We start from the raw sequence: 25,007 nt of genomic DNA on the forward strand, positions 1-25,007 counted from the left end.
AAAAAGAGGATTAACTTTTTCTGACAATTTCAGCAAACGCTATCGTCGTAGCAATTCGCTTATAAATTCTTTTCTGTTTCCCTCCCTCATATTCAATATGGTCGGGTTTGAATACCCCCAAAAAACGACAACAATCATCTCCAAAATCATTCTTCATTTTCATAAAGATGACTCTCTTTCTTGTACCCCATTTGGGTGGACAACTCCCATCCTCAGCTTTATATGTATCAAGCCCTTTCTTGTAGCTCTTACTAGATGGAAATTCTGAAATTTCATCTTCACTCTCATTAATAAAGTTCTTCCACCCATTTGCAGTTTTCACAGTTCCATCATCTAGTCTTACACTTAATACGGGAATCCAAATAGAATAGATGTCAAATTTTTTTACACATCTCTGATATTTATTATAGTTTTTTGTTTCAGACAATAAATTTAAAACTTTTGTTATGCCACCAAAATGAATGGCTTTGCAAGCATCAAAAACTTTGCATTTTTTTACTCTTTCAATCTTTTCATCGTTTGTAATCCACTTTAGCTTTTGATGGTTTTCCTTTTCCCATTCGGAGATTTTGCCTTTTATTTCAACAACCATTTTTTTTATTTGTTGAATAATATCGTCATATTCTTGAGGTATTTTCGTTCCTGGCTTGCATATTTTTATTCTTTTTATATCGCAAGAAACAGAACCTTTTATGAGATTTTCTCTTTGCTTGTCATTGAGTTGATTTTCGATATTTTCATGGTGACCTTCGTCAACTTCTACGGCAAGATTTATTTGAGGAAAATACAGGTCAATAAGGTAGTGGTTTTTACCGACTTTAGTAAGGTTTTTTGTGTCAATGCCTTTGGTGGGTCTTACACATTTTTGTGTGACAATTTCTAATTCAGGATTATCTACCCTTGCATATATTTGGTTGATTACAAAATTCTCGTAATCCTTCCCTTTTGTACGCTTATTAAGCATCTCAGAGATGTATTTGATTTTAGTTTTTTCTTCCATAGCCCTAAATATATATTGTTATGTTGTATTATAGCAATCCGCGTTAGGGATAGTGACCCCTTGCGATATAGCCCGACTCGGCCCTTCGGCAAGCTCAGGGACCTGGGCCGGGGAACGCCCTGTAAAATTTTCTTAAGCCCCTAGCCAAGATTCTGAATATTAGGTACATTAATGCCCGACGTGTTTCTCCGTCTAATGGAGAAATGCGTCTTTTTTTATTCCGGGATTTCGGAGTAAAGGGGACGCCTCTAACATCAACCAGCCGCGAACGCGGCTACATGGAGGCTGCATGGCTACGAAAGTTTTGGTTAAAGAATGTCAATACGCTGAATTTAAACAGTCTTGGCAAGATGAATACCTGAAATGGATTTGCGCATTCGCGAATACCGAAGGCGGGTCGCTTTTTGTCGGCGTTGACGATAAAGGCTATGTTTGTGGTGTTAAGAATGCTCATAAGTTGAGTGAAGATATTCCGAATAAGATTCGCAACACGATGGGCGTCATTTGCGAGATGCGACTGCTCAATGCTGGTGGGTTGGATTACTTTGAAATCAAGGTGGACAAGTATCCGGTCCCGATTAGCTACAGGGGCCGCTATTACAAGCGTTCAGGCTCCACGGTGCAAGAATTGAGCGGTGTCGAGATAAACAGGTTGACTTTGTTCATGCAGGGGCGCACTTGGGATTCCGTTCCTGTTCCCGGAATTTCGACGAAGGAGTTGGATCACGGAGCGCTAAAGTTGTTCAGGGAAAAGGCGGTCGAATCGCAGCGTCTCGATAAAAAGGCTGCCGGTGTCTCGGTGCAGAATCTTCTCCAGAATCTCCGCTGCACCGAAGGTAGCCATTTGACACGGGCGGCCATGATGTGTTTCCATCCTGACCCGGAAAGCTGGGTTACGGGAGCGTATATAAAGATTGGTTTTTTCGCGACCGAAGCGGATATTTTGTACCAAGACGAAATCCATGGACCGCTTTTGATTCAGGTCGAGCGGGCGATGGACTTGATCTTCACGAAATACATGAAGGCGTTGGTGAGTTACGAGGGAATCAATCGCCAGGAGCGGTTCTTTTTCCCGCCCGACGCTTTCAGGGAATTGTTGTTGAACGCCGTCGTCCATAAGGATTACACTGAAACGACTCCTATCCAAATCAAGATTTATTCTGACCGTATTTGGATGTGGAACCCGGGCAACATGCCTGAAGAAGTGAAGGTGAAGGACCTTTTCAAAAAGCATGTTTCTAAACCGCGTAATCCCAATATCGCCAACGTATTTTTTAAGAGCGGCTATGTGGAAAGTTGGGGGCGTGGCTATTACAACATCGAATTGGCTTGCGAAGAAACTGATTCCAAGCTCCCTAAGCCAAAGGCCGAATTCGGCGGGCTTACAGTTGAATGCCGTGCAAGCGACCAGTATAAGGAACTTGCTAATAAATGGAATATAGGTGGGGCGAATCCGCCTATAAATCCGCCTATAAATCTGCCTATAAATCTGCCTATAAACCTGCCTATAAATAGCACCCAAAAAGCATTGCTGAATTTGTTGCAAGAGAATAATTCTTACACTTATGACAAGTTAGCCGATAAGATGCAGAAAACTCGAGAAACCATACGTGAGAACTTGAAAAAACTTCAGGAACTCGGCCTCATCCGTAGAGTCGGCGCGCGCAAAAACGGCCATTGGGAAATTATTGAGAAATAAAATCCAAGTGTGGCCCCATGAAATATGGGAAGACGAAGACCTTCGCAAAAATCGCGGATGGAAAGCCGTCGAAGAATAGCGCGGGTGTTGACTTCCTGCTGGTCTCTTTGTATATTTATCCCCGTATTACGACAATCCCTGCGACAGTCGGCATAGGCCTTGCGGCCCGTACGTGCATCCGCGGTGGGGCTCATCAACCTTCTTGTTGATGTTGTTGGATAGCTGGCAGGAACACGACCTGCTCAAGTGCGCTCGCCAAGGCGGGTGCCAGGTAACGCCGGGGAAAGCCCCCGCCAACAGCACCGCAAGAGCATCCCAAATTAAAACACAAACAAACCTTAATTGCGCCTGCAGTGCAGACGTAGTTTCCGCTTTGAGCAATTGCTCCTCGTTTTAAATCGTCAGCCAGCGGCTGACGAATTGGAAAATGCAGAAATCGCCGCAACCCGAAGCGGGAAAGAACCGGTCACAAATTGTGACCCCTTGGAGGCTATATGACTAAAAATAAAGAGAACGTCCCTGCAAAAGCGGTGGAATCACTGTTCAATAAGGTTTCGAACTTGATTGAACAAGCGCGAATTCGCGTGGCTACGGCAATGAATGTTGCCGAAGTCTACACGAAATACCAGATTGGGCGATTAATTGTAGAAGATGAGCAAAAAGGTAAGTATCGAGCGGAATATGGCAGGCAGATTCTATCGAAGTTGTCAGAACGATTGTTATCAACCTATGAAAGTGGGTGGACCGTTGATACGCTCAAGCGTTGTCGCTTTTTTTACCGTGTTTATTGTCCTCAGCAAATTGGGGCAACAGTGTTGCCCCAATCTGAAGTTTTGCCAGAATTCACCCTTTCGTGGTCCCATTACCTGGTGCTCATGCGTATCAAGAATGCCGATGAACGCCGTTTTTACGAGATAGAGGCCACTTCCGGGAACTGGTCTTTTCGCGAGTTGCAGCGGCAGTATGGTTCAAGCCTGTATGAGCGTCTTGCGCTGAGCCGCGACAAGGAACAGGTCGCCCGCCTGTCGCGAGTTGGCAATGTTGTGGAAAAGCCGGAGGATATCATCAAGAATCCGGTGACGCTTGAATTTGTTGGCTTGAAGCCGGACGCTTCGTATTCGGAATCGAAACTGGAATCTGCTATCATCGGTAAATTGCAAGATTTCCTGCTTGAATTGGGGAAAGGATTCCTGTTCGAAGCGCGTCAGAAGCGTTTCTCCTTTGACGAGGACAACTACTATGTGGACTTGGTCTTGTACAATCGTCTGCTGCAGTGCTATGTGCTCGTTGACTTGAAGGTCGATAAGTTGACCCATCAGGACCTAGGCCAGATGCAGATGTACGTAAACTATTACGACCGCTATGTAAAGCAGGATTTTGAAAAGCCGACTATCGGCATTCTGCTTTGCAAGGAGAAGAAGGACACCCTTGTGAAGCTGACTTTGCCCGAAGATGCGAATATTTACGCCTCCGCCTATGAGCTGTACCTGCCGGACAAGAAACTATTGCAGGCGAAGGTCAAGGAATGGGTAAATGAATTTGAAAATGCAAGATAAGAGTATTGTGAAGATGCGCCCTTCAAGCAACTAATGGAGAAATACGATGAAGAAAAAATCAGAAGAAGAGAACAAGAAAGATAATACTGGATGGAAGGCCTTCATGGAATTGCGCAGGCAGGCTCAGCGCGGCCCTGCTGCAGGTATGACGCTCGACGAAATCAACGCCGAGATTGCCGCCGCCCGGAGCGGGAAATAAAGGATTTACCCAAAAGACTACCCAATACTACCCAATCCCACCCAATCCTACCCAATCCCACCCAATCCTACTCAATCCTACCCAAAAAACTACCCAAAAAACTACCCAGAAAATACTTGATGCGATATCAAACAATCCTAATGTGACTAGGTTGGAGTTATCAGAAATTTGTGGAATAACTGCTGACGGCGTAAAATGGCAATTGAGAAATCTCACAAAGTCTGGGCGCATTGCTCGTATTGGCGGAGATCGCGGTGGCCACTGGGAGGTGCACGACGTGGAGCATCCTAAAACATAATCACTCCCATTGACAAAAAATCAACAAAAAGTGTCTTTTGGAGCGGTTTTTAGCCTGTTTTTGGGGCTAATTTTATTGTGGTTGGAAATTTTTAGGAGTTCTTATGAGAACGCTGGGCTTAGTGTTTGGTACTTTGGCGTGTGCGGCGACGGTGTTTGCACCTGTGGCTTTCGCTGCCGAAAATCCCCTCAAATTGTGGTACAATAGCGATGCGGGTACCTCGTTTACCGACGCTTTGCCCATTGGCAACGGCTACATGGGCGGCATTGTCTACGGTGGCGTTGCAAAAGACATTATCGGCCTGAACGAAAGTACCGTGTGGTCGGGTGGCCCGGGCGACAACAACAAGCAGGGGGCGGCAAGCCACTTGAAAGACGCGCGCGATGCCATGTTCCGCGGCGATTACCGCACGGCGGAATCTATCGTGTCTAACTATATGATTGGCCCAGGCCCGGCAAGCTTTCAGCCGGTGGGCGATCTGGTGATTACCACGTCGCATTCGGGCGCTACCAATTACCGCCGCGAACTCGACCTCAAAACAGCTATCGCAAAAACGACGTATACGGCAGGCGGCGTCAACTACACCCGCGAATATTTTGCAAGCTACCCGGACCATGTGATCGTGGTGCACCTCACGGCCGATAAAAGCGGCTCGGTGAGCTTTGGCGCCACCATGACGACTCCGCACCGTAGCAACAGCATGTCCAGCAGCGGCAATACGCTCGTTTACGACGTGACGGTGAATTCCATCAAGTTCCAAAATCGCCTGAACGTGGTAGCTGACGGCGGCACAGTTTCGGTCGCGAACGGCAAAATCAACGTGCAGGGCGCAAATTCTGCAATGCTTGTGCTTACCACGGCTACGAACTTCAAGTCTTATAACGATGTCTCGGGCAACCCGGGTGCAATCGCAACCGAGATTATGTCGAAGGTCGCAAAAAAGTCTTACGACGACTTGCTCAGCGCGCACCTCAAGGATTACCAGACGATTTTCAATCGCGTCTCTTTGAACTTGGGCGAACCCGACAAGAGCGCAGGCGACATTACCAGCACTCGCGTCAAGAATTTCAATTCCACGAATGACCCCTCCTTGGTGGAACTGCATTACCAGTTCGGCCGTTACTTGTTGATTTCGAGCTCGCGCAAGGGTGGCCAGCCCGCCAACTTGCAGGGCATTTGGAACAAGGACACGAACCCGGTTTGGGGCAGTAAATACACCACGAACATTAACCTCGAAATGAACTACTGGCCGGTAGAGACGGCGAACCTCGGCGAATGCGTATGGCCGCTCATTGACAAAATCAAGAGTATGGTGCCGCAGGGCGAAAAGACTGCCAAGGTGCACTGGGGCGTAGACGAAGGCTGGGTGGAACACCACAATACCGACCTCTGGAACCGTACCGCTCCGATCGATGGCGCGTGGGGCTTGTGGCCGACGGGTGCCGGCTGGCTCAGCACGCACTTGTGGGAACATTTCTTATTCAACCCGACTGACAAGGCGTATTTGCAAGACGTTTATTCGACCATGAAGGGGGCGGCGCTCTTCTTCGTGAATAGCTTGGTTGAAGAGCCCGAAACCGGCAACAAGTACTTGGTGACTGCTCCGAGTGATTCTCCGGAAAACGATCACGGCGGCTACAATGTCTGCTTTGGCCCGACCATGGACAACCAGATTATTCGCGACGTGCTGAATTACACCATTGAGGCGTCCAAGATTCTGGGCGTCGACGAAGAGGCCCGCGCCAAGATGGAAGCGGTGGTAAAGCGGCTCCCGCCTACAAAGACGGGTAAGTACGGCCAGATTACGGAATGGCTGCAGGATTGGGATGACCCGAATAACAAGAATCGCCATATTTCGCACCTGTACGGCCTTTTCCCGAGCGCGCAGATTACGCCCGAAGAAACTCCCGACTTGATCAAGGGTGCAGGCGTTACGCTCAAGCAGCGCGGCGACGATGCGACCGGCTGGTCGCTTGCTTGGAAAATCAATTTCTGGGCCCGCATGCACGATGGCGATCACGCCTACACGATGATTCGCATGCTGCTGACGCCGAACAAGACTTATAATAATTTGTTCGATTCCCACCCGCCGTTCCAGATTGACGGTAATTTCGGTGCGGTCTCGGGCGTGAACGAGATGCTCATGCAGAGCCACAACAACAGGATCAACCTGTTGCCGGCACTTCCTTCGCAGTGGAAAGACGGTAGCATCAAGGGGATTCGCGCCCGCGGCGGTTTCGAAATCGATTCCATGGCCTGGAAGGGTGGCAAGCTCACTTATGTGGCCATCAAGTCCGATGTGGGCCAGACGCTGAACATTGTGAATGGTTCTAACAAGTTCACCACGACGACGGTGCCGGGCAAAGTTTACGAATTCGACGGCAACCTCAAGCTCACGAATCAGCCGTATGAACCGGTGACGATTCCGGGCAAGATTCAGGCTGAAAGCTACGTTGCCATGGAAGGCGTGCAGATTGAACCCGACGAAGAAGGCGAACCGAACCTCGGCTGGATTAACGATGGCGACTACAGCGAATACCTGGTGAAGGTTCCGACGGCTGGCTCTTACAAGCTTACCGCCCGCGTAGCCTCTGGCGCCGAAGAAAAGTCGACGATTACCGTTGCTGATTCTACAGGTAAGGCGCTGGCGACACTTACGGTGGACCCGGCTAAGACCGAGGATTGGAACGACTGGTACGAAACTTCGACCGCGATCGATTTGCCGAAGGGTGAACAGAAACTTAAGTTCACTTACTCCGGCATGTCCGATTACCTGATGAACGTAGACTGGTACAGCTTCGAAAGCGACCCGACAGCGATTCCGACAGTGGTCCGCGCGGCAAGCGCACTCTCGGTTCGCCAAGTGTCTATGGCCCGCGCCTCGGTGGCCCTGATGGTGAATGCCGATGGCGATTTCGAGGTCCGCCTGTATACAGCCAACGGCAACATGGTGGCCAAACGGCAGGGTAGCGGTAATTCCCTGGTGGAATTCGGCAAGAATGGCCGCCTGCTGCAAGGAACATACATTGCGGTTGTCAAGAGCGGTAACCTGCAAAAAACGCTCAAAATCAAGGCATATTGATAACTTGTCCACGCGAATTGCCTTTTCGCGTGGAATTTTGGCCTTTTTTGGGGCTAATTTTAGAGGGGTGAGTAAAGAAAATCGCTCCAGTGGGGGCGTAAAGGGATGAATTATGATGTTTGTGAAGAACATTAAGGCGGCTGTCGCCTTGGTTGGTTTCGGGCTTTGCACGCAGGCCATGGCCGAAAACCCGCTTATCCAGACCTATTATTCTCCGGACCCGGCGCCTGTCGTGTTCGGCGATACGCTTTGCACCTATTCCGGCAACGACGAGGGCGGTAGCTTCTTCACGATGCACGGCTGGCGTGTCTCCTGCACCACGGATATGGTGAACTGGACCGACATGAATACCCTCATTTTGGAAGCGGGTGACTTCAACGGTTCTGCCAAGAAAAACGGCGACTGGGCATCTCAATGCATTCGCCGCAACGACAAGTACTATTATTATGTGACCGTGGAATCCACCCGCGGCGGTCGCGCCGTCAACGTGGCCGTGTCCGACAAGAAAGAAGGCCCCTTCAAGGATGCCCTGAACGGCAAGCACCTGGCGGGCCCCAACTGGGACTACATCGACCCCACCGTATTTATTGACGACGATGGCCAGGCATGGCTCTACTGGGGTAACCCGAAGCTCTATTATTGCCCCCTCAAGGAGAACATGATTGAATGCGCAAGCGAAATCAAGGTCTCCGACATGAGTACCTTTAACGGCAAGTATACCGAAGGCCCATGGATTCACAAGCGCGGCAAAAAATATTACATGATTTACGCCGCCGGCGGCATTCCAGAATCCATTGACTATTCCTGGAGCGATTCCCCGACGGGCCCCTGGACCTATAAGGGCGTCATTATGCCGAAAAACGAACCGGGTGCCGCGTTCACCGTCCACTCCGGAATTGTCGACTTTAAGGGCCGCAGTTTCTTCTTCTACCACAACCAGAAGAACGTGAAGGGCGGCGGCTACAGCCGTTCTACCGCCATCGAGGAATTCACCTGGAATGCCGACGGTACCATTCCCACGATCCGCGCCACCAACAATGGCGTCGTGAAGCCCATCAAGAACCTTGACCCGTTCGTGCGCGTGGAAGCCGAAACCAAGGCCTGGGTGGGCGGCATGACTGTCAATACGTCGGGCGGCTACACCATCATCGAACACGTGAAGGCTCAAAACGGTGCGGTTTACCTGACCAATATGGGTAACAGCTTCTATACCAAGGTACGCTCTGTTGACATGGGCGACGGTGCCGATCGCATTATCGTTTGCACTAGGGGCAACGGCGGTAAGCTTGAACTCCATGCCGGTTCCGAAAACGGTGCGCTCCTTGCTACAATGAATATTCCGTCTAGTTCTGCCTGGCAAGAAAATTCGTTCGACTTGACTGATGCCGCAGGCGTCGATGACTTGTTCTTCGTGGTAAAGCAAGGCGGGTTCGATTTTGACTACTGGTACATGGAAAGCGAAAAGACCGCTGTGCCGCAGACTCCTTACAAGGAAGTGGCTGCAAAGATTCCGGGCAAGATCGAAGCCGAAAATTACGACGTGGGCGGCCACAATAAGGCCTTCTACGACAACGACCGCGAAAACCAGGGCAAGGCCTACCGCGAGGACGAAGTCGACGTTGTAGACATTAGCGATTCCAAGTGCGGCGATGCCGCCTGTGCGGGCTATGCTATCGGTTACACGAACGATGGCGAATGGGTGGAGTACACCATCAATGTCACGGCGGATGCCAAGTACGACATTACGGCGAATGTGGCGACCGCCTTCGAAACTTCTGCAATGCAGCTGTTCATTGACGACAAGGAAATCACGGAATCGGTTGTTGCTCCGAAGGTTGACAGTGTATGGACTACATACAAGGTAATAGACGTGGGCTCCGTGGATCTCAAGAAGGGCGAACACGTGCTCAAACTCCTGATTACAGGTGCCTACCTGAATGTGGACTGGCTCCAGTTTACCGACCCGAACGACACCACGACTTCTATTGCGAAGAACGTAAAGCTTGCCCCGCAGACAGCGTCTTACAACGTGTTCGGCGCCACCGGCAAGTTCCTTGGTCGCGTAGAATCCGGTGCGAATATGGCTGCAACCCTTAAGAATGCTGGGTTCGCAAGCGGTATGTACATCTTGCGTGCCGCGGGCCTGAACAAGACCCTCCGCGTACAAGTCCGCTAGCACCCCTTTGATAAAATGTCAATGAGAACTCTCTAAAAGGGAGTTCTTTTTTGTTGTATAAAAGATATTTTTTGATTGGTGTGGATTTTTAAGTGAGGTTTCTTATGAAAAACTTCTTGGTTTCGTCTGCCGTAACGTGCGCGTCGTTGTGCGCTACGTTTGCAACTACGGCAATTGCTCAGCCCAACGATGAATGGAACGGCAAGCCGCGTATTTTCGCGGTGAATGCGCTAACGCCGCACGTCACGTCTATGCCGTATTCTACGGTCGAAGAGGCCGTGAAGGGTGACCGTCACGCTTCTGAGTGGTATCAGACACTTTCGGGTAAGTGGAAATTCTATCATGTCGAAAAGCCCGCCCAACGCAATAACGACTTTTACAAAGACAACTACGATGTGTCTGGCTGGAACGAAATTCCGGTGCCGTCGTCTTGGCAGCTGTTTGGTTACGACCACCCGATTTACACCAACGTGGTTTACCCGTGGGCGCAGAACAACAACGTGTCTGCTCCGGGCGCGCCGACCAACTTTAACCCGGTGGGCCATTACCGCCGTAACTTCACCATTCCCGAAAAGTGGAGCGGCAAACGCATTCGCCTGCACTTTGAAGGTGTGGAATCTGCCTACTACGTTTGGGTGAACGGCAACTATGTCGGTTATGCCGAAGACTCCTTTACCGACCATGAATTCGATATCAACAAGTACTTGCGTAAAGGCGAAAACAACGTTTCTGTTCAGGTGTTCCGCTGGTGCGACGGCTCTTGGCTCGAAGACCAGGACTTCATTCGTCTTGCCGGTATTTTCCGCGATGTGTACCTGTATGCCGTTCCCGAAGTGCATATTCAGGACTTTCAGATCGATGCGACGCTCACCAACAACTATACCGATGGCTTGCTGAAGACGACCGCCTGGATTTACAATTCTACGGGCTCGGCTTCCAGCGAATTCACTGTGGAACTTTCTCTGTACAACGACAAAGGTACCGAAGTGATTTCCCCGTCGGCACAGAAGGTTTCGGGCATTGGTTCGAAGGGCGAAAAGAGCGTACACTTTGAATTGCCGATTACCAAGCCGGATCGCTGGTCTGCCGAAACGCCGAACCTTTATACGGCCGTGCTTGCCATTAAAGATGCTAGCGGCAAGGTGATTCAGGTTGAAAGCAACAAGATCGGTTTCCGCAAAATCGAAATCAAGAAGGATAACGGTGTTCCGCGCTTGTACGTGAACGGCATGCCGGTAAAATTCCATGGTGTTGACCGCCATGAACTCGACCCGGATAATGGCCGCGCGGTTACATACGATCGCATGGAAAAAGACGTGATTCTCATGAAGCGTTTCAACATTAACGCGCTGCGTATGTCGCACTATCCGAATAACCCCTACATGTACGATCTTTGCGACAAGTACGGCATTTACGTGATTGACGAAGCAAACGTCGAAAGTCATGGTGCAAATAACAGCTTGCCCAAGAATAGCGACGACTGGCGTGCCCCCGCTGTGGACCGTATGAATTCCATGGTGCAGCGCGACAAGAACCACCCGAGTATTATCTTGTGGTCATTGGGTAACGAAGCCGGTAACGGTAACGTGTTCGCCTCTGAACGCGAACGTGCCCACCAGATTGACTCCACCCGCTTTGTGCATTACGAAGGCGACTGGAACAACGCCGATGTGAACAGCTGGATGTACTTTGGCCCGGACGCCGTGCGTAACTACAACGACGCCAACAAGCCAATTATGCTTTGCGAATACGAACACGCCATGGGTAACTCCGTGGGCGATCTGCAAGAATACATGGACGCCTTCTACGCTAACCCGCGCAGCTTCGGTGGCTTTATTTGGGACTTCATTGACCAGGGACTTCGCCACAAGGGTACGCCGTACTTTGAATTCGGCGGCATGTGGGGCGACTGGCAGAACGACGACAACTTCTGCGCGAACGGCCTCGTATTCCCCGATCGCGCCTTGCAGCCCGAAATTTGGGAAGTCAAGTATCAGTATGCTCAGGTCCGCGTCAAGAACGTTGACGCCGCCAAGGGCAAGATTCAGATCGAAAGCCGCTACCTCTACAAGAACCTGGGCGACTTCCTCGATGGCTACTGGTCTATCAAGGAAAACGGCAAGGTCATCAAGGAAGGCAAGCTGAACGGTTCGCAGATGAACGTTGGCCCGAACCAGAAGAAAGAAATCACGATTGACATGCCGAAAATCGAAACCACAGTTGGTGCCGAGTACTTCTTGGATCTCGATTTCCGCCTCAAGAACGATGAACTCTGGGCTAAGGCCGGTTATAGCATTGCCCACGAACAGTTCGGCATCGATTTGGGCCAGCTCTGGTCTACTGAAATCGATATCAGCACCTTGCCGACTTACAAGGTGAACAAAACCAACGGTCTCGAAATCGAGGGCAAAGATTTCAAGATCCGCTTCGACGAAAAGAACGGCACGCTTGCAAGCTACGTGCTCGGTAACGATACCATTATCAAGAACGGCGGCATTCCGAACTTCTGGCGCGCCCCGATCGACAACGACAAGGGCTTCAACATGGAAAAGGGGCATGGCGAATGGCGCAAGGCAAGCCAGAAGCGCAACGTGACCTCCGAAGTCAAGGAAGTGTCTCAGCAAGAAACCCAGGTGACCTTCAACTTCACGTTCCCCGACGTGGGCAGCACCAAGATGAAGATGACTTACTACGTGTACGGTAGCGGCGATATCGTGGTCAGCTACACGCTCAACCCCGATGGTTCCAAGAGCTACTTGCCGAACGTGGGTACAATCTTTACCGTGCCGGGTGGCTACGAAAAGGTCCGCTGGTTTGGTCGCGGCCCCGACGAAAACTACATGGGCCGTAACCGCGGAAGCTTCATGGGTCTCTATTCTACGCTCGCCGATTCTATGACAATCAAGTACATGGAAATCGGCGAAACCGGCCAGCGCACCGACGTCAAGTGGGCAACGCTCACCAACAACGACGGCAAGGGCCTGATGATTGTGGGTAACCCGCGCATGGAATTCAGCGCCCAGCATTACACTCCGGAACAGCTTTCCAACGTAAAGCTCCCGTGGGAACTCAAGCGCGACAAGGACATTACGCTCCGCGTAGACTTGCACCAGATGGGCGTTGGCGGTATCAATTCCTGGGGTGCCCAGCCGCTCGATGCGTACCTGCTCAAGGCTAACCGCGAATATTCTCACACCTTCCGCCTGGCTCCGATCCGCAAAAAGTTGAACGACCCGACCGAATACTCGCTGCTCGGATTCCGCAACTTCGGCTGGAACAAGGAAATCGCCCCGGCTAAGTACGGCGAAACTGAAATCAAGAAGATTTACGAAAACCAGCCGGACAAGGATATTACCGAAGAAGCCAATGAGGAAACCGAAGGTCGGACCCCGATTCTGCCGAGTGGCGTAAAAATGGCAAATAATGCCGTTCGCGACTATAGCGTGTTTGACATGCAGGGCCGACTTGTTGCTAAATTTAGCACAGTTGGTATCGAAGATTTGCAGGCCAAGACAACGGCCGCGGTCAAGCGCTCGGGTACTTACTTGGTGAAAACTAAGACGGGTACGGCTTACCGCATTAACGTAAAGTAATTGTCATCCTGGACTTGATCCGGGACCCCGAACCTCCACACCCCATGCAATGAACGTCCCGGAAGAAATTCCGGGACGTTTCTCATGAACACGAACAATGACTTATGAGAGCTCCAAAAGGATTAGTTAGTCATTGTTCGTCCTTCGTTCCGACAACTGGCTAATGCCAGTTGCCTCCACTCGGCAAGAAATCTGACTTTTTCGGGCCTTTTTGTGAACTTTTGGTGATTGAAATTTTTGCAAAAGTGTTTTTTGAAGAAGTACGCAATTTGGGCTTTTTTTGGATATCTTTAAATTGGTTGAAAAGGATGGTCATTATGAAGTTTCGAGTACTCCTCCCGTTTATTTTGCCGTCGTGCATTTGTGCCGCGGTAAACCTGAATGTAAGCTTGGGCGACAGCATCAAGCCGGTGACCCATGTGGCGACCGGTTCGCTTTATGGCTTGACCGAGACGCTTCCGAGCAATATCGAGAAGGACGTTGCGCCCCTGAAGCCGAACGTTTTCCTTTCGCCGGCGCGCAGCGGTAGCGGTCGCCAGCAGCCTATCGGTGGTGCGTTCCTTGTGGCTCCGCGTGTCGAAAGCATTGGTGCCAAAATCCAGATTCGCTTGGCCGACGTTTTGCCGGGCTGGCCGTACAAGTTCCAGAACATGGATCACTGGAAAAACGAAGTGAAGTCGGTCATCAACGACAAGCTCAAATCGAACAACAAGAACTTTGACGGTTACGAAATTTGGAACGAACCGAACGATACCTGGAAATCGAGCATTGACTTCAATTCCGGTCTCTGGAAACAGACTTACGATTTGATCCGCCAGATGGACCCCGGTGCCAAAATCATTGGCCCGTCGTACTCCTTCTATCATGGTTCCAAGATGGAAGAATTCGTGAAGTACTGTTCGCAGAACAACTGCATGCCCGACGTGGTCAGCTGGCACCAGTGGGGTAGCGGTGGCTTCGTGGGTTCTGTCGAAACTTACCGTAACCTCGAAAAGAAATACAACGTCAAGCCGCGCCCGCTGAGCATCAACGAATATTCTTCGACCGAACACAGCGAAGAAGGTTGCCCGGGCCTGTCTATTCCCTTTATCGCTAAATTCGAACGTCACGGTGTCGAAAGCGCCATGATTTCTTGGTGGTTCGTACCGCTTCCGGGTCGCTTGGGTAGCCTGCTCACCAAGGATAACGAACGCGGTGGCGGCTGGTGGCTGTACAAGTGGTATGGCGACATGAGCGGCTATATGGCAAAGGTTGTGCCTCCTAACGACAAGAGCGATGGAGTCGACGGCTTTGCTGCTCTTGACAAGAAGAAAGGCTTTGCAAGCATTGTGCTCGGCGGTAACACCAAGGGCGATATCAATGTGAATATTTCGGGCATTCCTTCGGCATTCGGCAACAAGGTGAATGTGACGGTGGAATACGTGGTCTGGGAAAACAAGGACAAGGCCGTACCCTCGACGAACCTGGTGTCCGACAAGGAATATGACGTGAGCGACGGCAAGATTACGGTGCCGGTGAATATCACGAATACCAAGTACGGCTATCGCGTGTACATTACACCGATCATTCCTCAGGCGCCTTATAAGGATGTCGCCGCCGCAATCCCGGGCAAGATCGAAGTCGAAAATTACGATGTGGGCGGTTCGGGCAAGGCCTACCTCGACAAAGATGACGACAACAAGGGTGGTGAATACCGCGACGACGCTGTGGATATCGTTAAAGCAGGCAATGGCTACGCCATCGGTTACACGCAAGAAGGCGAATGGCTCGAATACACGGTGAAAGTTGCCAAGTCGGGCGAATACAATCTTAACGCAAGCTACGCCACATCGTCTGAAAATGTAGGCTTCAAACTCTATGTCGACGGTAATGCGGTTACAGATAACATCATCGTGCCGCAAGGTGCCGACTGGGAAACCTATTCGACATACGAAGCAGGCAAAGTGAACCTTACCGAAGGCGAACACGTGCTCAAGCTCGAAATTGTGGGTAACTACGTGAACCTCGACTGGCTCGAATTCGTGGACCCGTCGCAAACCACGACGCGCTTTGCGACCGCTCCCGCCCTCCAGCGAGCAAGCGCAACCTTTGACGTCTTCAGCGCGACAGGTAAGTTCCTCGGCCGTGCCGACATCGGCGCCACCGCTACAGAATCGCTCGCCGCTTCGCTCAAGCAAGCCGGCTACGCTAGCGGTGTCTACCTCGTCCGCACCGCCGCCGGCCGCACCCAGCGCATCCAAGTGCGCTAAGTGCCGCCTTCAAAACTTCATGACTCCATGCAACCAAAAGAACCCCCCGCGCAAGCGAGGGGTTCTTTGGTTGGTTTTTAGGAGGTATTCTTAGGAGTACTAAGATTCGTTTGTGAGAGAGAACTTACTTCACGAAGCTTGCCGGGAGCGTGAACTGCTTCAGGAACGGCCAGCCGATGCTTGCGTCACCGTAGTCGTGGCCGCCGCCCTGCTTGGTGCAGAGAACAACCTTCGTGCCATCCTGGCAGTTGGAGTATTCGTCGCAACCATTGGCGTTCTTGGTCGGAGCGCCAGTACAGCCGTTCTTTTCGGCCCAGAACCTGAAGGTGCCTTCGGCGCCGAGGAAGTTCAGGCCGTCGTTGAATCCGCTATCGCCGCCCTGATATTTGCAGACCGGGTCATTCGTACCGCGGAAGTTGATGACAGAAATCGGACGTGACATCTTGCAAGCGGCGCTATTGGTCTTGTTCAAGTCCATAGCTGCCGGAGCGACTGCTGCAAAGACGTCGGACATCATGCAAGCCACGTGGTTGCTCATACCGCCACCCATCGAGAAACCGGTTGCGTAGATACGCTGCGGGTCGATACAGGCGATTTCTTTGAGCTTGTCAATCATTGCGTAAGAGAACTTGACGTCGTCATCGTTGGAGCAGCACGGACCGACGTTCCAGCCGTTACCCATTCCACCCGGTTTGCTAGTGCCGTCCGGGTAAAGCGTGATTACGCCTTCGGGGTCAGTCTTGGCCTTGTACGGAGAACTTCCGAATTCGCCATTGCCGGAACCGCCAATCGGGTGGTAGTCAATAACGAGCGGTACGGGCTTGTCGCCCTTGTAGGCACTCGGAATGTGCATAATAAAGGTGCGCTGCTTGCCATCGACGGTCACGGACATGTTTTGCTTATCTCCGACCTTTGCAGTCTTGCCGGAGCAATCGACTACGATAGGTTCGTCGCTGCCGGCGCTGCTGGAAGATTTCGGCGGTTCAACCTGTTGAGAGCTAGAAGATTTCGGTGGTTCAACAGCTTCAGAGCTGGAAGAAGCGTCGGCAGAGGGCCTTACCATTTCGATGGTCACGCCGGTCTCGGTTTCGCTCTGCATTTGGTAGACAAAGTTGGCATAACCATCCAGCGCGAACTGGAGCATCGGCAACAGGTCGCCTTCTTTCTTGAGAGCTTTGACTGCACCCTTGTCGGTCAACATAAAGGTGCTGTTGCGGTTGTCTGCACTGACGCGGATGAACTTCGCGCCTTTTGCAAGCTTGCCCAAGTTGAGGGAGACGATTCCCTGGACGTTTTCGATGTTGCTTTTCTTGAGAACCTTGCCAAGGGAGTTGATCACGGACACGCTGAGAGAACGTGCATCCGCGTTATAAATGGTGAGCATGTTGCCTTCCATGTGGAGGGCGACATTTGCGGTGTAGGCGTTGGCGAAAATGCCCGTGTTGTCATCGCTGCTGAGGCGGAATGTGCCATCTTCTCCGGAGGTTGTTTCGTACCCTCCGAAGTTGAATGTGTTGATTTTTACACCGCCGAGCAAACGGCCGGAAACCTTGGATTTGACCACGCCGTCAATGCTCCAGGCAAAAGCCTGGCTGCTGAACAAGCCGAACAGTGCCAGGCTAGCGATACTTGCGAATTTGGGGTTACGCATAAATACTCCTTTTTTATGATACCCTTTTGTTTTCACTCCATAATAAATTTACACATTTATTGCTGAAATGCAATATATTTTGCGTAAAGTTTGCTAAACCACGAATAAATCTTACACATTTCCGTGTAAAAAGCGTTTTGTGCGCATTTCTTTATTTGAAAAGCATGGATTTGTTGTCCAAGGAATCTTGCTTTTGATGAGGTAATTTCCCCTTTTTGTAAGGTACTTTTACCTATGGTGTTCACGTTTTTAAAGGATGTTGGTTATGAAAAAGCTACCCCTCTCTCTTGCTATTGCAGCCATTGCAGGCTTTGCGACCATGGCAAATGCCGCTCTCGCCGATGGCGGTGCAAAATTCTTGGGCAATATTACTACGGGTGGCCAGATTCGTAGCGACTTTGCCCAATACTGGAACCAGATTACTCCCGAAAACGGCTGTAAGTGGGGTTCCATCCATTCCCTTTCTAACGGCAACAGCGGTACAAGCAAGTTCGCCTGGGACAACTTCGACAAGTGCGAAAGCGCCTACAAGTGGGCCAAGGAAAAACCGGGTGAACGCCATTTCAAGTTCCACGCTCTCGTTTGGGGCTCGCAGTACCCGAACTTCCTCTGCAAAAAGAAAAATCCGGGCATTACCGTAGAACTCACCAAAAAGTACATTACCGAATGGTTCGATGCCGTTGCGGCCAAGTTCCCTGACCTCGAATACATCGACGTGGTGAACGAAGCCATTTGGGCGGGTAACAACTACCACTCTGGTTACGGCAAGCCTGCTGCAGGTGCCGAAGGCCACAGCACCGACGATACCGAATGCGGCGGCTCCTACATTATCGAAGCCCTCGGCGGTGACCGCGTTGTAAATGGCAAGCACCAGTACGACTTTATCACGACAGCCTTCAAGATGGCCCGCGAACGCTGGCCAAAAGCCGTGCTCATCTATAACGATTACAATACGCTTTCCTGGCAGATCAACGAAGGTATCGAACTCATCCAGACCATCGTTAAGAATGGTGCTCCGGTCGATGCCTACGGCCAGCAGGCTCACGACTGTAAGGGCATGAGCAAGAACGATTTCGAAAGCAAGATGACTCGAATCCATAACGAGACGGGCCTCCCGCTTCTCGTTTCGGAATACGATATCGGCGAAGCGGACGATACCAAACAGAAAAACGATTACGCAAACCAGATTCCGTTCATGTGGGAAACTCCCTGGGTCGCGGGTATTACCATTTGGGGCTATATCAACGGCTCTACTTGGGTTGCAAACACCGGCCTTATTGAAAAAGATGGCCGCAAGCGCGCTTCCATGAACTGGCTCGAAGAATACTTTGCAAACAACTTAAGCAAGGGCAAAAACGATGTGACCTTCACGCCGGTTGAACCCGAACCGCAGATTCCGTTCAAGGGAGAACCGATTGCCATTCCGGGTAAAGTCGAAGCCGAAGATTTCGATATCCCGGGCAAGGGCGTCAACGAAGACGGCACGAGCAACCAGTCCTATAGCGACGATTCCGAAAATCACGGCGATAGCGACTACCGCAAGGACACCGGTGTCGACCTTTACAAGAAGGCGACCGGCGTTATCGTGGGCTACAACAGCGAAGGCGATTGGCTCGAATGGACCGTGAACGTGGGTGATGCTGGTGACTACACGATGTTTGCCGCCGTCGCTGCCGCAGGTTCTACTTCCAGCTTCCAGCTCTCCCTCGATGGCAAGGCGCTCACCGACGTGATTACGGTTCCTGCCGCCAAGGAAGGCGAAGAAAATTACGACGACTACAACAAGGTCAAGGCCAACGTGACCCTCCCGGCAGGCAAGCACATTCTCCGCATGGACGTAACGGGCGCCTGGTTCGACGTAGACTACTTCACCTTCGTGAAGGGTAAGGACGCGACTGACCCCGAACCGATCGAAAATCCGGGCCAGGAAACCTTTATCGGCCAGAACCTCGAACTCACGAACGACAAGCTTCAAGATTACTACGTGTTCGACATGCAAGGTAACCGCCTGGGCCTGATTTCGGCCTATGGATTCAATGCCGCATCCGACCTGCTCAAGTCTTCTAGCGCCATCAGGTCTTCGGGCATTTACTACCTGCGTAGCCGCACTACAGGCAAGATGCATACCGTGAGAGTTTCTAGATAATTTAATACTCAATACACCAAACAACGGGTTCCGGGGCGAACGCTCCGGAGCTTGTTTTTTTTGTTTACGTCATTGTGGATATATTGTCCATGGAATCACTGTTCCGACTAGGATTATTTCGTGCGTTTCAGGATAATTTTATAGGAGCATGGTGTAACTTTAAAAAAGGATGTGGTTTCATGAAACAGAAACTTTCTTTCTCTGCTTTGGCGGTCGCACTTTCTTGTGCCGTTCCGTCGTTCGCTGGCCCCGGCCTTGCCGATGGCGCGGCCAAGTTCATCGGTAACATCACTCAGTCTGGCACGGCTCCTGGTCCTAATGACCAGTTTACCAAACTGTGGAACCAGGCGACAGCTGAAAACGGCTGTAAGTGGGGCTCCGTCGAAGGTCAGCGCGGCAAGTACAACTGGGGCGCCTGCGATGCTGCCTATAACTGGGCAAAGCAGAACGGTGGTCACTTCAAGTTCCACGCTTTGGTGTGGGGCTCCCAGTATCCGAGCTGGCTCAATGGCCTTAGCACAGAAGAAACCAAGAAGGCGATTACCGCCTGGTTCGATGCGGTCAAGCAGCATTACCCGGATCTCGAAATGATCGACGTGGTGAACGAAGCTATCCGCACGGGCAACAACAGCTATCATTCTCCTTACGGCAAGAACAACAACATCATTCCGGCACTCGGTGGCGATAACGGTGGCAATTACCAGTTCGTAACGACCGCCTTCAAGATGGCCCGTGAACGTTGGCCGAAGGCTATCCTCATTTATAACGACTACAACACCGTCCAGTGGAACAAGGACCAGGGTATTCAGCTTATCCAGACCATCAAGAAAAACGGTGCTCCGGTCGACGCATACGGCTTGCAGGCCCACGACATGATGAGCCAGGGCGGTGGCCAGGGCGGTACCGGTGGCGGCGGCGTCTGCTTGAACATCAATACGCTCAAGAGCATTACCAAGGAAATCTGGGACAAGACCCAGACCCCGATGTTCATCAGCGAATACGACATTGCGACTACCGATGATAATATCCAGAAGCAGTGCTATCAGGAACAGATTACGCACTTCATGGAAAACGAGCATGTCGCGGGCATTACCTTGTGGGGCTATGTCTATGGCCACACCTGGCTCGACTGTAACGGAAAGGCTCCCGGATGCTCCGGCATCATCAAGGACGGCAAGGACCGCGCCGCCATGGCCTGGCTCAGAGATTACCTCTCCAAGAACAAGGGCGTGAACTCGACTGGCCTCAAGACGGGTGTGCTCACTCCGGTCGATCCTGTGCCGCGCAAGCTGTTCAAGGGCTCTGCATTCGACATCCCGGGCAAAATCGAAGCCGAAGACTTTGATATTTCCGGTATCGGCGAAACCAATGGCGTGAGCAACATCTCTTACAGCGAAAGCGATATCGAAAATCACGGCGACGTGACGGATTACCGCAAGGACACGACTGGTGTCGACCTCTACAAGAAGGCTACCGGCATCATCGTGGGCTACAACAGCGAAGGCGATTGGCTCGAATACACCGTGAACGTAAAAGAATCGGGCGACTACACCATGTTCGCAGCCGTGGCTGCCGCAGGTTCGACTTCCAGCTTCCAGCTTTCTATCGACGGCAAGGAACTCACCAACGTGATTACTGTTCCTGCTGCAAAGTCCGGCGAAGAAAACTACGACGACTACAACAAGGTCAAGGCTAACGTGTCCCTCACGGCCGGCACGCATATCCTCCGCATGACGGTGACTGGCTCCTGGTTCGACATCGACTACTTCACCTTCGTGAAGGGTAAAGATGCTACCGACCCCGAACCGATTGAAATCGAAGATGATCCGATGTTTGTCCAGCCGAGCATCCAGATCGATGAAAACGGCCTGCAGGACTACTTCGTGTTCGACGTGCATGGCGTGAACTTGGGCGTGCTTTCGGCCTACGGTTTCGATGGCGCTGCCGAAATTCTCCAGAACACGGGCGACATCAAGGCTTCCGGTATCTACTACCTGCGTAACCGCTGGACCGGAAAAATGCAGTCTGTGAGAATTTCTAGGTAAATTTCAAAACTCAATACACCAAACAACGGGTCCCGGGGCGAATGCTCCGGGGCTTGTTTTCTTTTGTTTACGCTTCTATGGATATATTGTCCATGACAATCCCCTTTTTTCGTGAAAAAACGTCCTTTTTAGGGAATATATTAATAATGGTTTTTGGGATGAAAACCATCAAAAGGATGTGTGGATATGAAAAAGATAATCTCTACAGCAACGAAAGTTGCTGCGTTTGCTCTTGCAGCAACAACTTTCTCCTTCGCGGGACCCGGCTTGGCCGATGGTGCAGCGAAGTTCGTCGGTAACATTACAACGCGTGGCCAGGTTCGTAGCGACTTTACGAAGTTGTGGAACCAGATTACGGCTGAAAACGAATGTAAGTGGGCCTCTATCGAAGGCACCCGCGGTCGTTACAACTGGTCTGGTTGCGATGCTGCCTATAACTGGGCAAAGAATAACGGTGGCCATTTCAAGTTCCACGCTCTGGTGTGGGGCTCCCAGTATCCTAACTGGTTGAACGGCCTTAGCGTTGACGAAACCAAGAAGGCGATTACCGCTTGGTTCGATGCAGTCAAGCAGCATTACCCCGATCTCGAAATGATCGACGTGGTGAACGAAGCTATCCGTACGGGTAACAACAACTATCACTCCGGCTACGGCAAGAACAACAACATCATCGGTGCTCTCGGTGGCGATAACGGCGGTAACTACCAGTTCGTGACCACGGCCTTCAAGATGGCCCGTGAACGCTGGCCGAAGGCAATCTTGATTTATAACGACTATAATACCGTTCAGTGGAACAAGGATGAAGGTATTAACCTCATCAACACCATCAAGAAAAACGGTGCTCCGGTGGACGCTTACGGCTTGCAGGCTCACGACATGATGAGCCAGGGCGGTGGCGCTGGCGGTACCGGTGGTGGCGGCTCCTGCTTGAACATCAACACCTTGAAGAGTGTTGTTAGCGAAATTTGGAACAAGACTCAGACTCCGATGTTCATCTCTGAATACGATATCGGTACCGATAACGACAATATCCAGAAGCAGTGCTACTCCGAACAGATTTCCTACTTCATGGAAAACGAACATGTTGCAGGCATTACCTTGTGGGGCTATGTCTATGGTGCAACCTGGATCAATAACGGTAACTCCGGTATCATCAAGGATAACGGCGGCGACCGTCCTGCCATGACTTGGCTCAAGGATTACCTCTCCAAGAACAAGGGTGTGAACACCACCGGCCTCAACACTGGCGTTGTCACTCCGGTTGAACCTGTTCCGCAGGAACCGTTCAAGGGCTCTGCACTTGCCGTTCCGGGTAAGATTGAAGTTGAAGACTTCGACAAGCCGGGCCAGGGCAAGAACGAAGATGGTACAAGCAACGAATCCTATGGCGACGATTCCGAAAACCATGGCGATAGCGACTACCGTAAGGATACCGGTGCAGACCTTTACAAGAAGGCTACTGGCGTGGCTCTCGGCTACAACAATACGGGTGACTGGTATGAATACACCATCAACGTTGCCGAAGCTGGCGATTACACTGCAGTCGCTTCTGTTGCTACCGAAGGCACGGGCGCATTCACGCTCTCCCTCGACGGCAAGTCCCTTGCCGAATTCACGGTCACGGGTTCTAGCTACGACGACTTCTCCGACGTGAAGAAGAAGGTAACTCTCCCGGCCGGCAAGCATGTGCTCCGCCTCGACGTGACCCAGGAATACTTTGATATCGACTACATCAACTTCGTGAAGGGCGATGTCGTTGACGAACCGGGTGAAGATGACCCGATGCTTGTGCAGCAGGAACTCAAGCTCGACAACAATGCCCGCCAGGATTACCACGTGTTCGACCAGAACGGTGTCCACATGGGTGTGCTCACAGCTTACGGATTCGATGCCGCCAAGGAAATTCTCAAGACTTCTAACGAAGTCAAGAACTCCGGCGTGTACTACCTCCGCAGCCGCACCACTGGCCAGATGCAGTCTGTAAGAGTGACGAGATAATTAGAGTACTCAATACACCAAACAACGGACTCCGAAGCGGACGCTTCGGGGTTTGTTTTTTCCGAAAAAAGCGAAATTAATTCTGTCAATTAATACAACTCTATCAATTGATAGAGTAAAAATGCCTAAAGTGGCGCAGATTTTTCGAAAAATCGTACTTTTTTACCCTTGCAAAGCCGCGTTTTTTCTTCTAAATTTAGCGCAGCATTTCACGGGGCGACTTTGCTCCGGAATAACTCAAAAAGGATTTACATGAAGACCATTACGGTAAACCCGAAGAACGTCGAACGCAAGTGGAAGCTTGTGGACGCCGCCGATAAGCCTATGGGTCGCGTTGCTTCTGAAGTTGCAAAGCTCCTGATGGGCAAGCACAAGGCCATCTTCTCCCCGAACGTCGACACTGGCGACTTCGTGGTTGTGATCAACGCTGAAAAAGTTGCTGTTACCGGCAACAAGGCTCTGCAGAAGCAGTACTTCCACCACACCGGTCACATCGCCGGTGAACGCTGGATCAACTTTGCCGACCTCTTGGCAAAGCACCCGACTGCACCGCTCGAAGCTGCCATCTGGGGCATGCTCCCGCACAGCGCTCTCGGTCACAAGATGATCAAGAAGCTCAAAATCTATGCCGGTGCCGAACATCCGCACGCCGCGCAGAAACCTGAAGTTGTAGAACTTTAAGAACGGAGGATACCTCTATCGCTACCGCAAAAACTAAGAAGATCTACCGCGGCACTGGCCGTCGCAAGAACGCCATCGCTGCTGTGATCCTGAAGCCGGGTTCCGGCAAGCGCACTATCAATGGTCGTGATTTCAAGGATTACTTCCATTCTGAAGTGCAGAACATGATCGCTAACCTTCCGTTCGCCATCCTCGGCAACGCGGAAGAATGGGACGTCGAAGTTACCGCTCGTGGCGGTGGCATCGCTGGCCAGATGGGCGCTGTCCGTCTCGGCATTGCCCGTGCCCTGGTTGCTAACGACGCCGAAGTCAAGCCCGCCCTCAAGAAGGAAGGCCTCATGACTCGCGACTCTCGTGCCGTTGAACGTAAGAAGTTCGGCCGCAAGAAGGCTCGTAAGCACTTCCAGTTCAGCAAGCGCTAATCTGCGAAATTGCTATTACGAAAAACCCTGGCTATGCCAGGGTTTTTCTGTTATTACAAGACCGTTCGGCTCTGTTGCAAATCCAGGAATATGATATCGCCTCACTTTCGCCTCCACGATTCGTTGATACGAATCGCTTGAGGCTCACAAGACCTCCGCTTTGCGGAGGCCTTTTTTTTGTAAATAACTGTTCTTTTCTGTGCATTTTAGTT

The 25,007-nt window shown here is 51.2% G+C and carries 15 protein-coding genes; 13 read left to right on the forward strand and 2 right to left on the reverse strand.

The genetic code is table 11. The annotated features are described in order from the left end of the window. Window positions 1–10: 10 nt before the first annotated feature. The gene (locus tag BUC02_RS04450; RefSeq protein WP_073319248.1) at window positions 11–1,000 is read right to left on the reverse strand and encodes an AbaSI family restriction endonuclease; all 990 of its coding nucleotides are present in this window, start codon (window positions 998–1,000) and stop codon (window positions 11–13) included. Between the two features lie 289 nt (window positions 1,001–1,289). Here BUC02_RS04450 and BUC02_RS04455 point away from each other — a divergent pair, with 289 nt between their 5' ends. The 8 genes from BUC02_RS04455 to BUC02_RS04495 all read left to right on the forward strand — a co-directional run bounded on the left by BUC02_RS04455 (window position 1,290) and on the right by BUC02_RS04495 (window position 15,852). Further along, the gene (locus BUC02_RS04455; RefSeq protein ID WP_073319250.1) at window positions 1,290–2,699 is read left to right on the forward strand and encodes an ATP-binding protein; all 1,410 of its coding nucleotides are present in this window, start codon (window positions 1,290–1,292) and stop codon (window positions 2,697–2,699) included. A 494-nt stretch (window positions 2,700–3,193) separates the two neighbouring features. After that, window positions 3,194–4,255, forward strand: coding sequence for a PDDEXK nuclease domain-containing protein (locus BUC02_RS04465; RefSeq protein ID WP_073319254.1), 1,062 nt, complete (start codon window positions 3,194–3,196; stop codon window positions 4,253–4,255). A 46-nt stretch (window positions 4,256–4,301) separates the two neighbouring features. Then, window positions 4,302–4,454, forward strand: coding sequence for a hypothetical protein (locus BUC02_RS04470; protein ID WP_249268968.1), 153 nt, complete (start codon window positions 4,302–4,304; stop codon window positions 4,452–4,454). After that, window positions 4,429–4,752, forward strand: coding sequence for a winged helix-turn-helix domain-containing protein (locus BUC02_RS16720; protein WP_073319256.1), 324 nt, complete (start codon window positions 4,429–4,431; stop codon window positions 4,750–4,752). The genes BUC02_RS04470 and BUC02_RS16720 overlap by 26 nt, the downstream gene beginning before the upstream one ends. 103 nt (window positions 4,753–4,855) lie before the next feature. Next, on the forward strand, window positions 4,856–7,834 hold the full coding sequence (locus BUC02_RS04480; protein ID WP_083564388.1) for a glycosyl hydrolase family 95 catalytic domain-containing protein: 2,979 nt from the start codon (window positions 4,856–4,858) through the stop codon (window positions 7,832–7,834). 112 nt (window positions 7,835–7,946) lie between these two features. Continuing rightward, on the forward strand, window positions 7,947–10,010 hold the full coding sequence (locus tag BUC02_RS04485; protein ID WP_254794098.1) for a family 43 glycosylhydrolase: 2,064 nt from the start codon (window positions 7,947–7,949) through the stop codon (window positions 10,008–10,010). A 104-nt stretch (window positions 10,011–10,114) separates the two neighbouring features. Continuing rightward, window positions 10,115–13,603 (forward strand): beta-galactosidase, LacZ type, encoded by a 3,489-nt coding sequence (locus BUC02_RS04490; protein ID WP_073319258.1) that lies wholly within the window; start codon window positions 10,115–10,117, stop codon window positions 13,601–13,603. A gap of 317 nt (window positions 13,604–13,920) precedes the next feature. Beyond that, complete coding sequence (locus tag BUC02_RS04495; RefSeq protein ID WP_083564418.1) at window positions 13,921–15,852, forward strand: carbohydrate-binding protein; 1,932 nt, start codon at window positions 13,921–13,923, stop codon at window positions 15,850–15,852. Window positions 15,853–15,976: 124 nt separating this feature from the next. Here BUC02_RS04495 and BUC02_RS04500 read toward each other — a convergent pair whose 3' ends face one another. Next, a complete protein-coding gene (locus BUC02_RS04500) occupies window positions 15,977–17,503 on the reverse strand; it encodes a PHB depolymerase family esterase (RefSeq protein WP_073319260.1) in 1,527 nt (508 codons plus the stop codon). A gap of 265 nt (window positions 17,504–17,768) precedes the next feature. Here BUC02_RS04500 and BUC02_RS04505 point away from each other — a divergent pair, with 265 nt between their 5' ends. The 5 genes from BUC02_RS04505 (at window position 17,769) to rpsI (ending at window position 24,795) form a co-directional block, all read left to right on the forward strand. Then, window positions 17,769–19,649: a cellulase family glycosylhydrolase gene (locus tag BUC02_RS04505; protein WP_073319819.1), complete on the forward strand. Its 1,881-nt coding sequence runs from the start codon at window positions 17,769–17,771 to the stop codon at window positions 19,647–19,649. Window positions 19,650–19,828: 179 nt separating this feature from the next. Beyond that, window positions 19,829–21,694 carry an endo-1,4-beta-xylanase gene (locus tag BUC02_RS04510; RefSeq protein WP_073319262.1) on the forward strand — a complete coding sequence of 622 codons (1,866 nt, stop codon included), beginning with the start codon at window positions 19,829–19,831 and terminating at the stop codon, window positions 21,692–21,694. 186 nt (window positions 21,695–21,880) lie between these two features. Beyond that, on the forward strand, window positions 21,881–23,692 hold the full coding sequence (locus tag BUC02_RS04515) for an endo-1,4-beta-xylanase (protein WP_083564389.1): 1,812 nt from the start codon (window positions 21,881–21,883) through the stop codon (window positions 23,690–23,692). A gap of 252 nt (window positions 23,693–23,944) precedes the next feature. Then, a complete protein-coding gene (gene rplM, locus BUC02_RS04520) occupies window positions 23,945–24,373 on the forward strand; it encodes a 50S ribosomal protein L13 (protein ID WP_073055384.1) in 429 nt (142 codons plus the stop codon). A 41-nt stretch (window positions 24,374–24,414) separates the two neighbouring features. Continuing rightward, complete coding sequence (gene rpsI, locus BUC02_RS04525) at window positions 24,415–24,795, forward strand: 30S ribosomal protein S9 (protein ID WP_199220953.1); 381 nt, start codon at window positions 24,415–24,417, stop codon at window positions 24,793–24,795. Window positions 24,796–25,007: the final 212 nt, after the last annotated feature.

The sequence above is a fragment of the Fibrobacter sp. UWOV1 genome, from assembly GCF_900142495.1.
Taxonomy (GTDB): domain Bacteria; phylum Fibrobacterota; class Fibrobacteria; order Fibrobacterales; family Fibrobacteraceae; genus Fibrobacter.

What these genes read in the sequence shown, in the direction of transcription:
- BUC02_RS04450 (WP_073319248.1), bottom strand. Translation starts at nt 1,000, where the DNA reads ATGGAAGAAAAAACTAAAATCAAATACATCTCTGAGATGCTTAATAAG.
- BUC02_RS04455 (WP_073319250.1), top strand. Translation starts at nt 1,290, where the DNA reads ATGGCTACGAAAGTTTTGGTTAAAGAATGTCAATACGCTGAATTTAAA.
- BUC02_RS04465 (WP_073319254.1), top strand. Translation starts at nt 3,194, where the DNA reads ATGACTAAAAATAAAGAGAACGTCCCTGCAAAAGCGGTGGAATCACTG.
- BUC02_RS04470 (WP_249268968.1), top strand. Translation starts at nt 4,302, where the DNA reads ATGAAGAAAAAATCAGAAGAAGAGAACAAGAAAGATAATACTGGATGG.
- BUC02_RS04480 (WP_083564388.1), top strand. Translation starts at nt 4,856, where the DNA reads ATGAGAACGCTGGGCTTAGTGTTTGGTACTTTGGCGTGTGCGGCGACG.
- BUC02_RS04485 (WP_254794098.1), top strand. Translation starts at nt 7,947, where the DNA reads ATGATGTTTGTGAAGAACATTAAGGCGGCTGTCGCCTTGGTTGGTTTC.
- BUC02_RS04490 (WP_073319258.1), top strand. Translation starts at nt 10,115, where the DNA reads ATGAAAAACTTCTTGGTTTCGTCTGCCGTAACGTGCGCGTCGTTGTGC.
- BUC02_RS04495 (WP_083564418.1), top strand. Translation starts at nt 13,921, where the DNA reads ATGAAGTTTCGAGTACTCCTCCCGTTTATTTTGCCGTCGTGCATTTGT.
- BUC02_RS04500 (WP_073319260.1), bottom strand. Translation starts at nt 17,503, where the DNA reads ATGCGTAACCCCAAATTCGCAAGTATCGCTAGCCTGGCACTGTTCGGC.
- BUC02_RS04505 (WP_073319819.1), top strand. Translation starts at nt 17,769, where the DNA reads ATGAAAAAGCTACCCCTCTCTCTTGCTATTGCAGCCATTGCAGGCTTT.
- BUC02_RS04510 (WP_073319262.1), top strand. Translation starts at nt 19,829, where the DNA reads ATGAAACAGAAACTTTCTTTCTCTGCTTTGGCGGTCGCACTTTCTTGT.
- BUC02_RS04515 (WP_083564389.1), top strand. Translation starts at nt 21,881, where the DNA reads ATGAAAAAGATAATCTCTACAGCAACGAAAGTTGCTGCGTTTGCTCTT.
- rplM (WP_073055384.1), top strand. Translation starts at nt 23,945, where the DNA reads ATGAAGACCATTACGGTAAACCCGAAGAACGTCGAACGCAAGTGGAAG.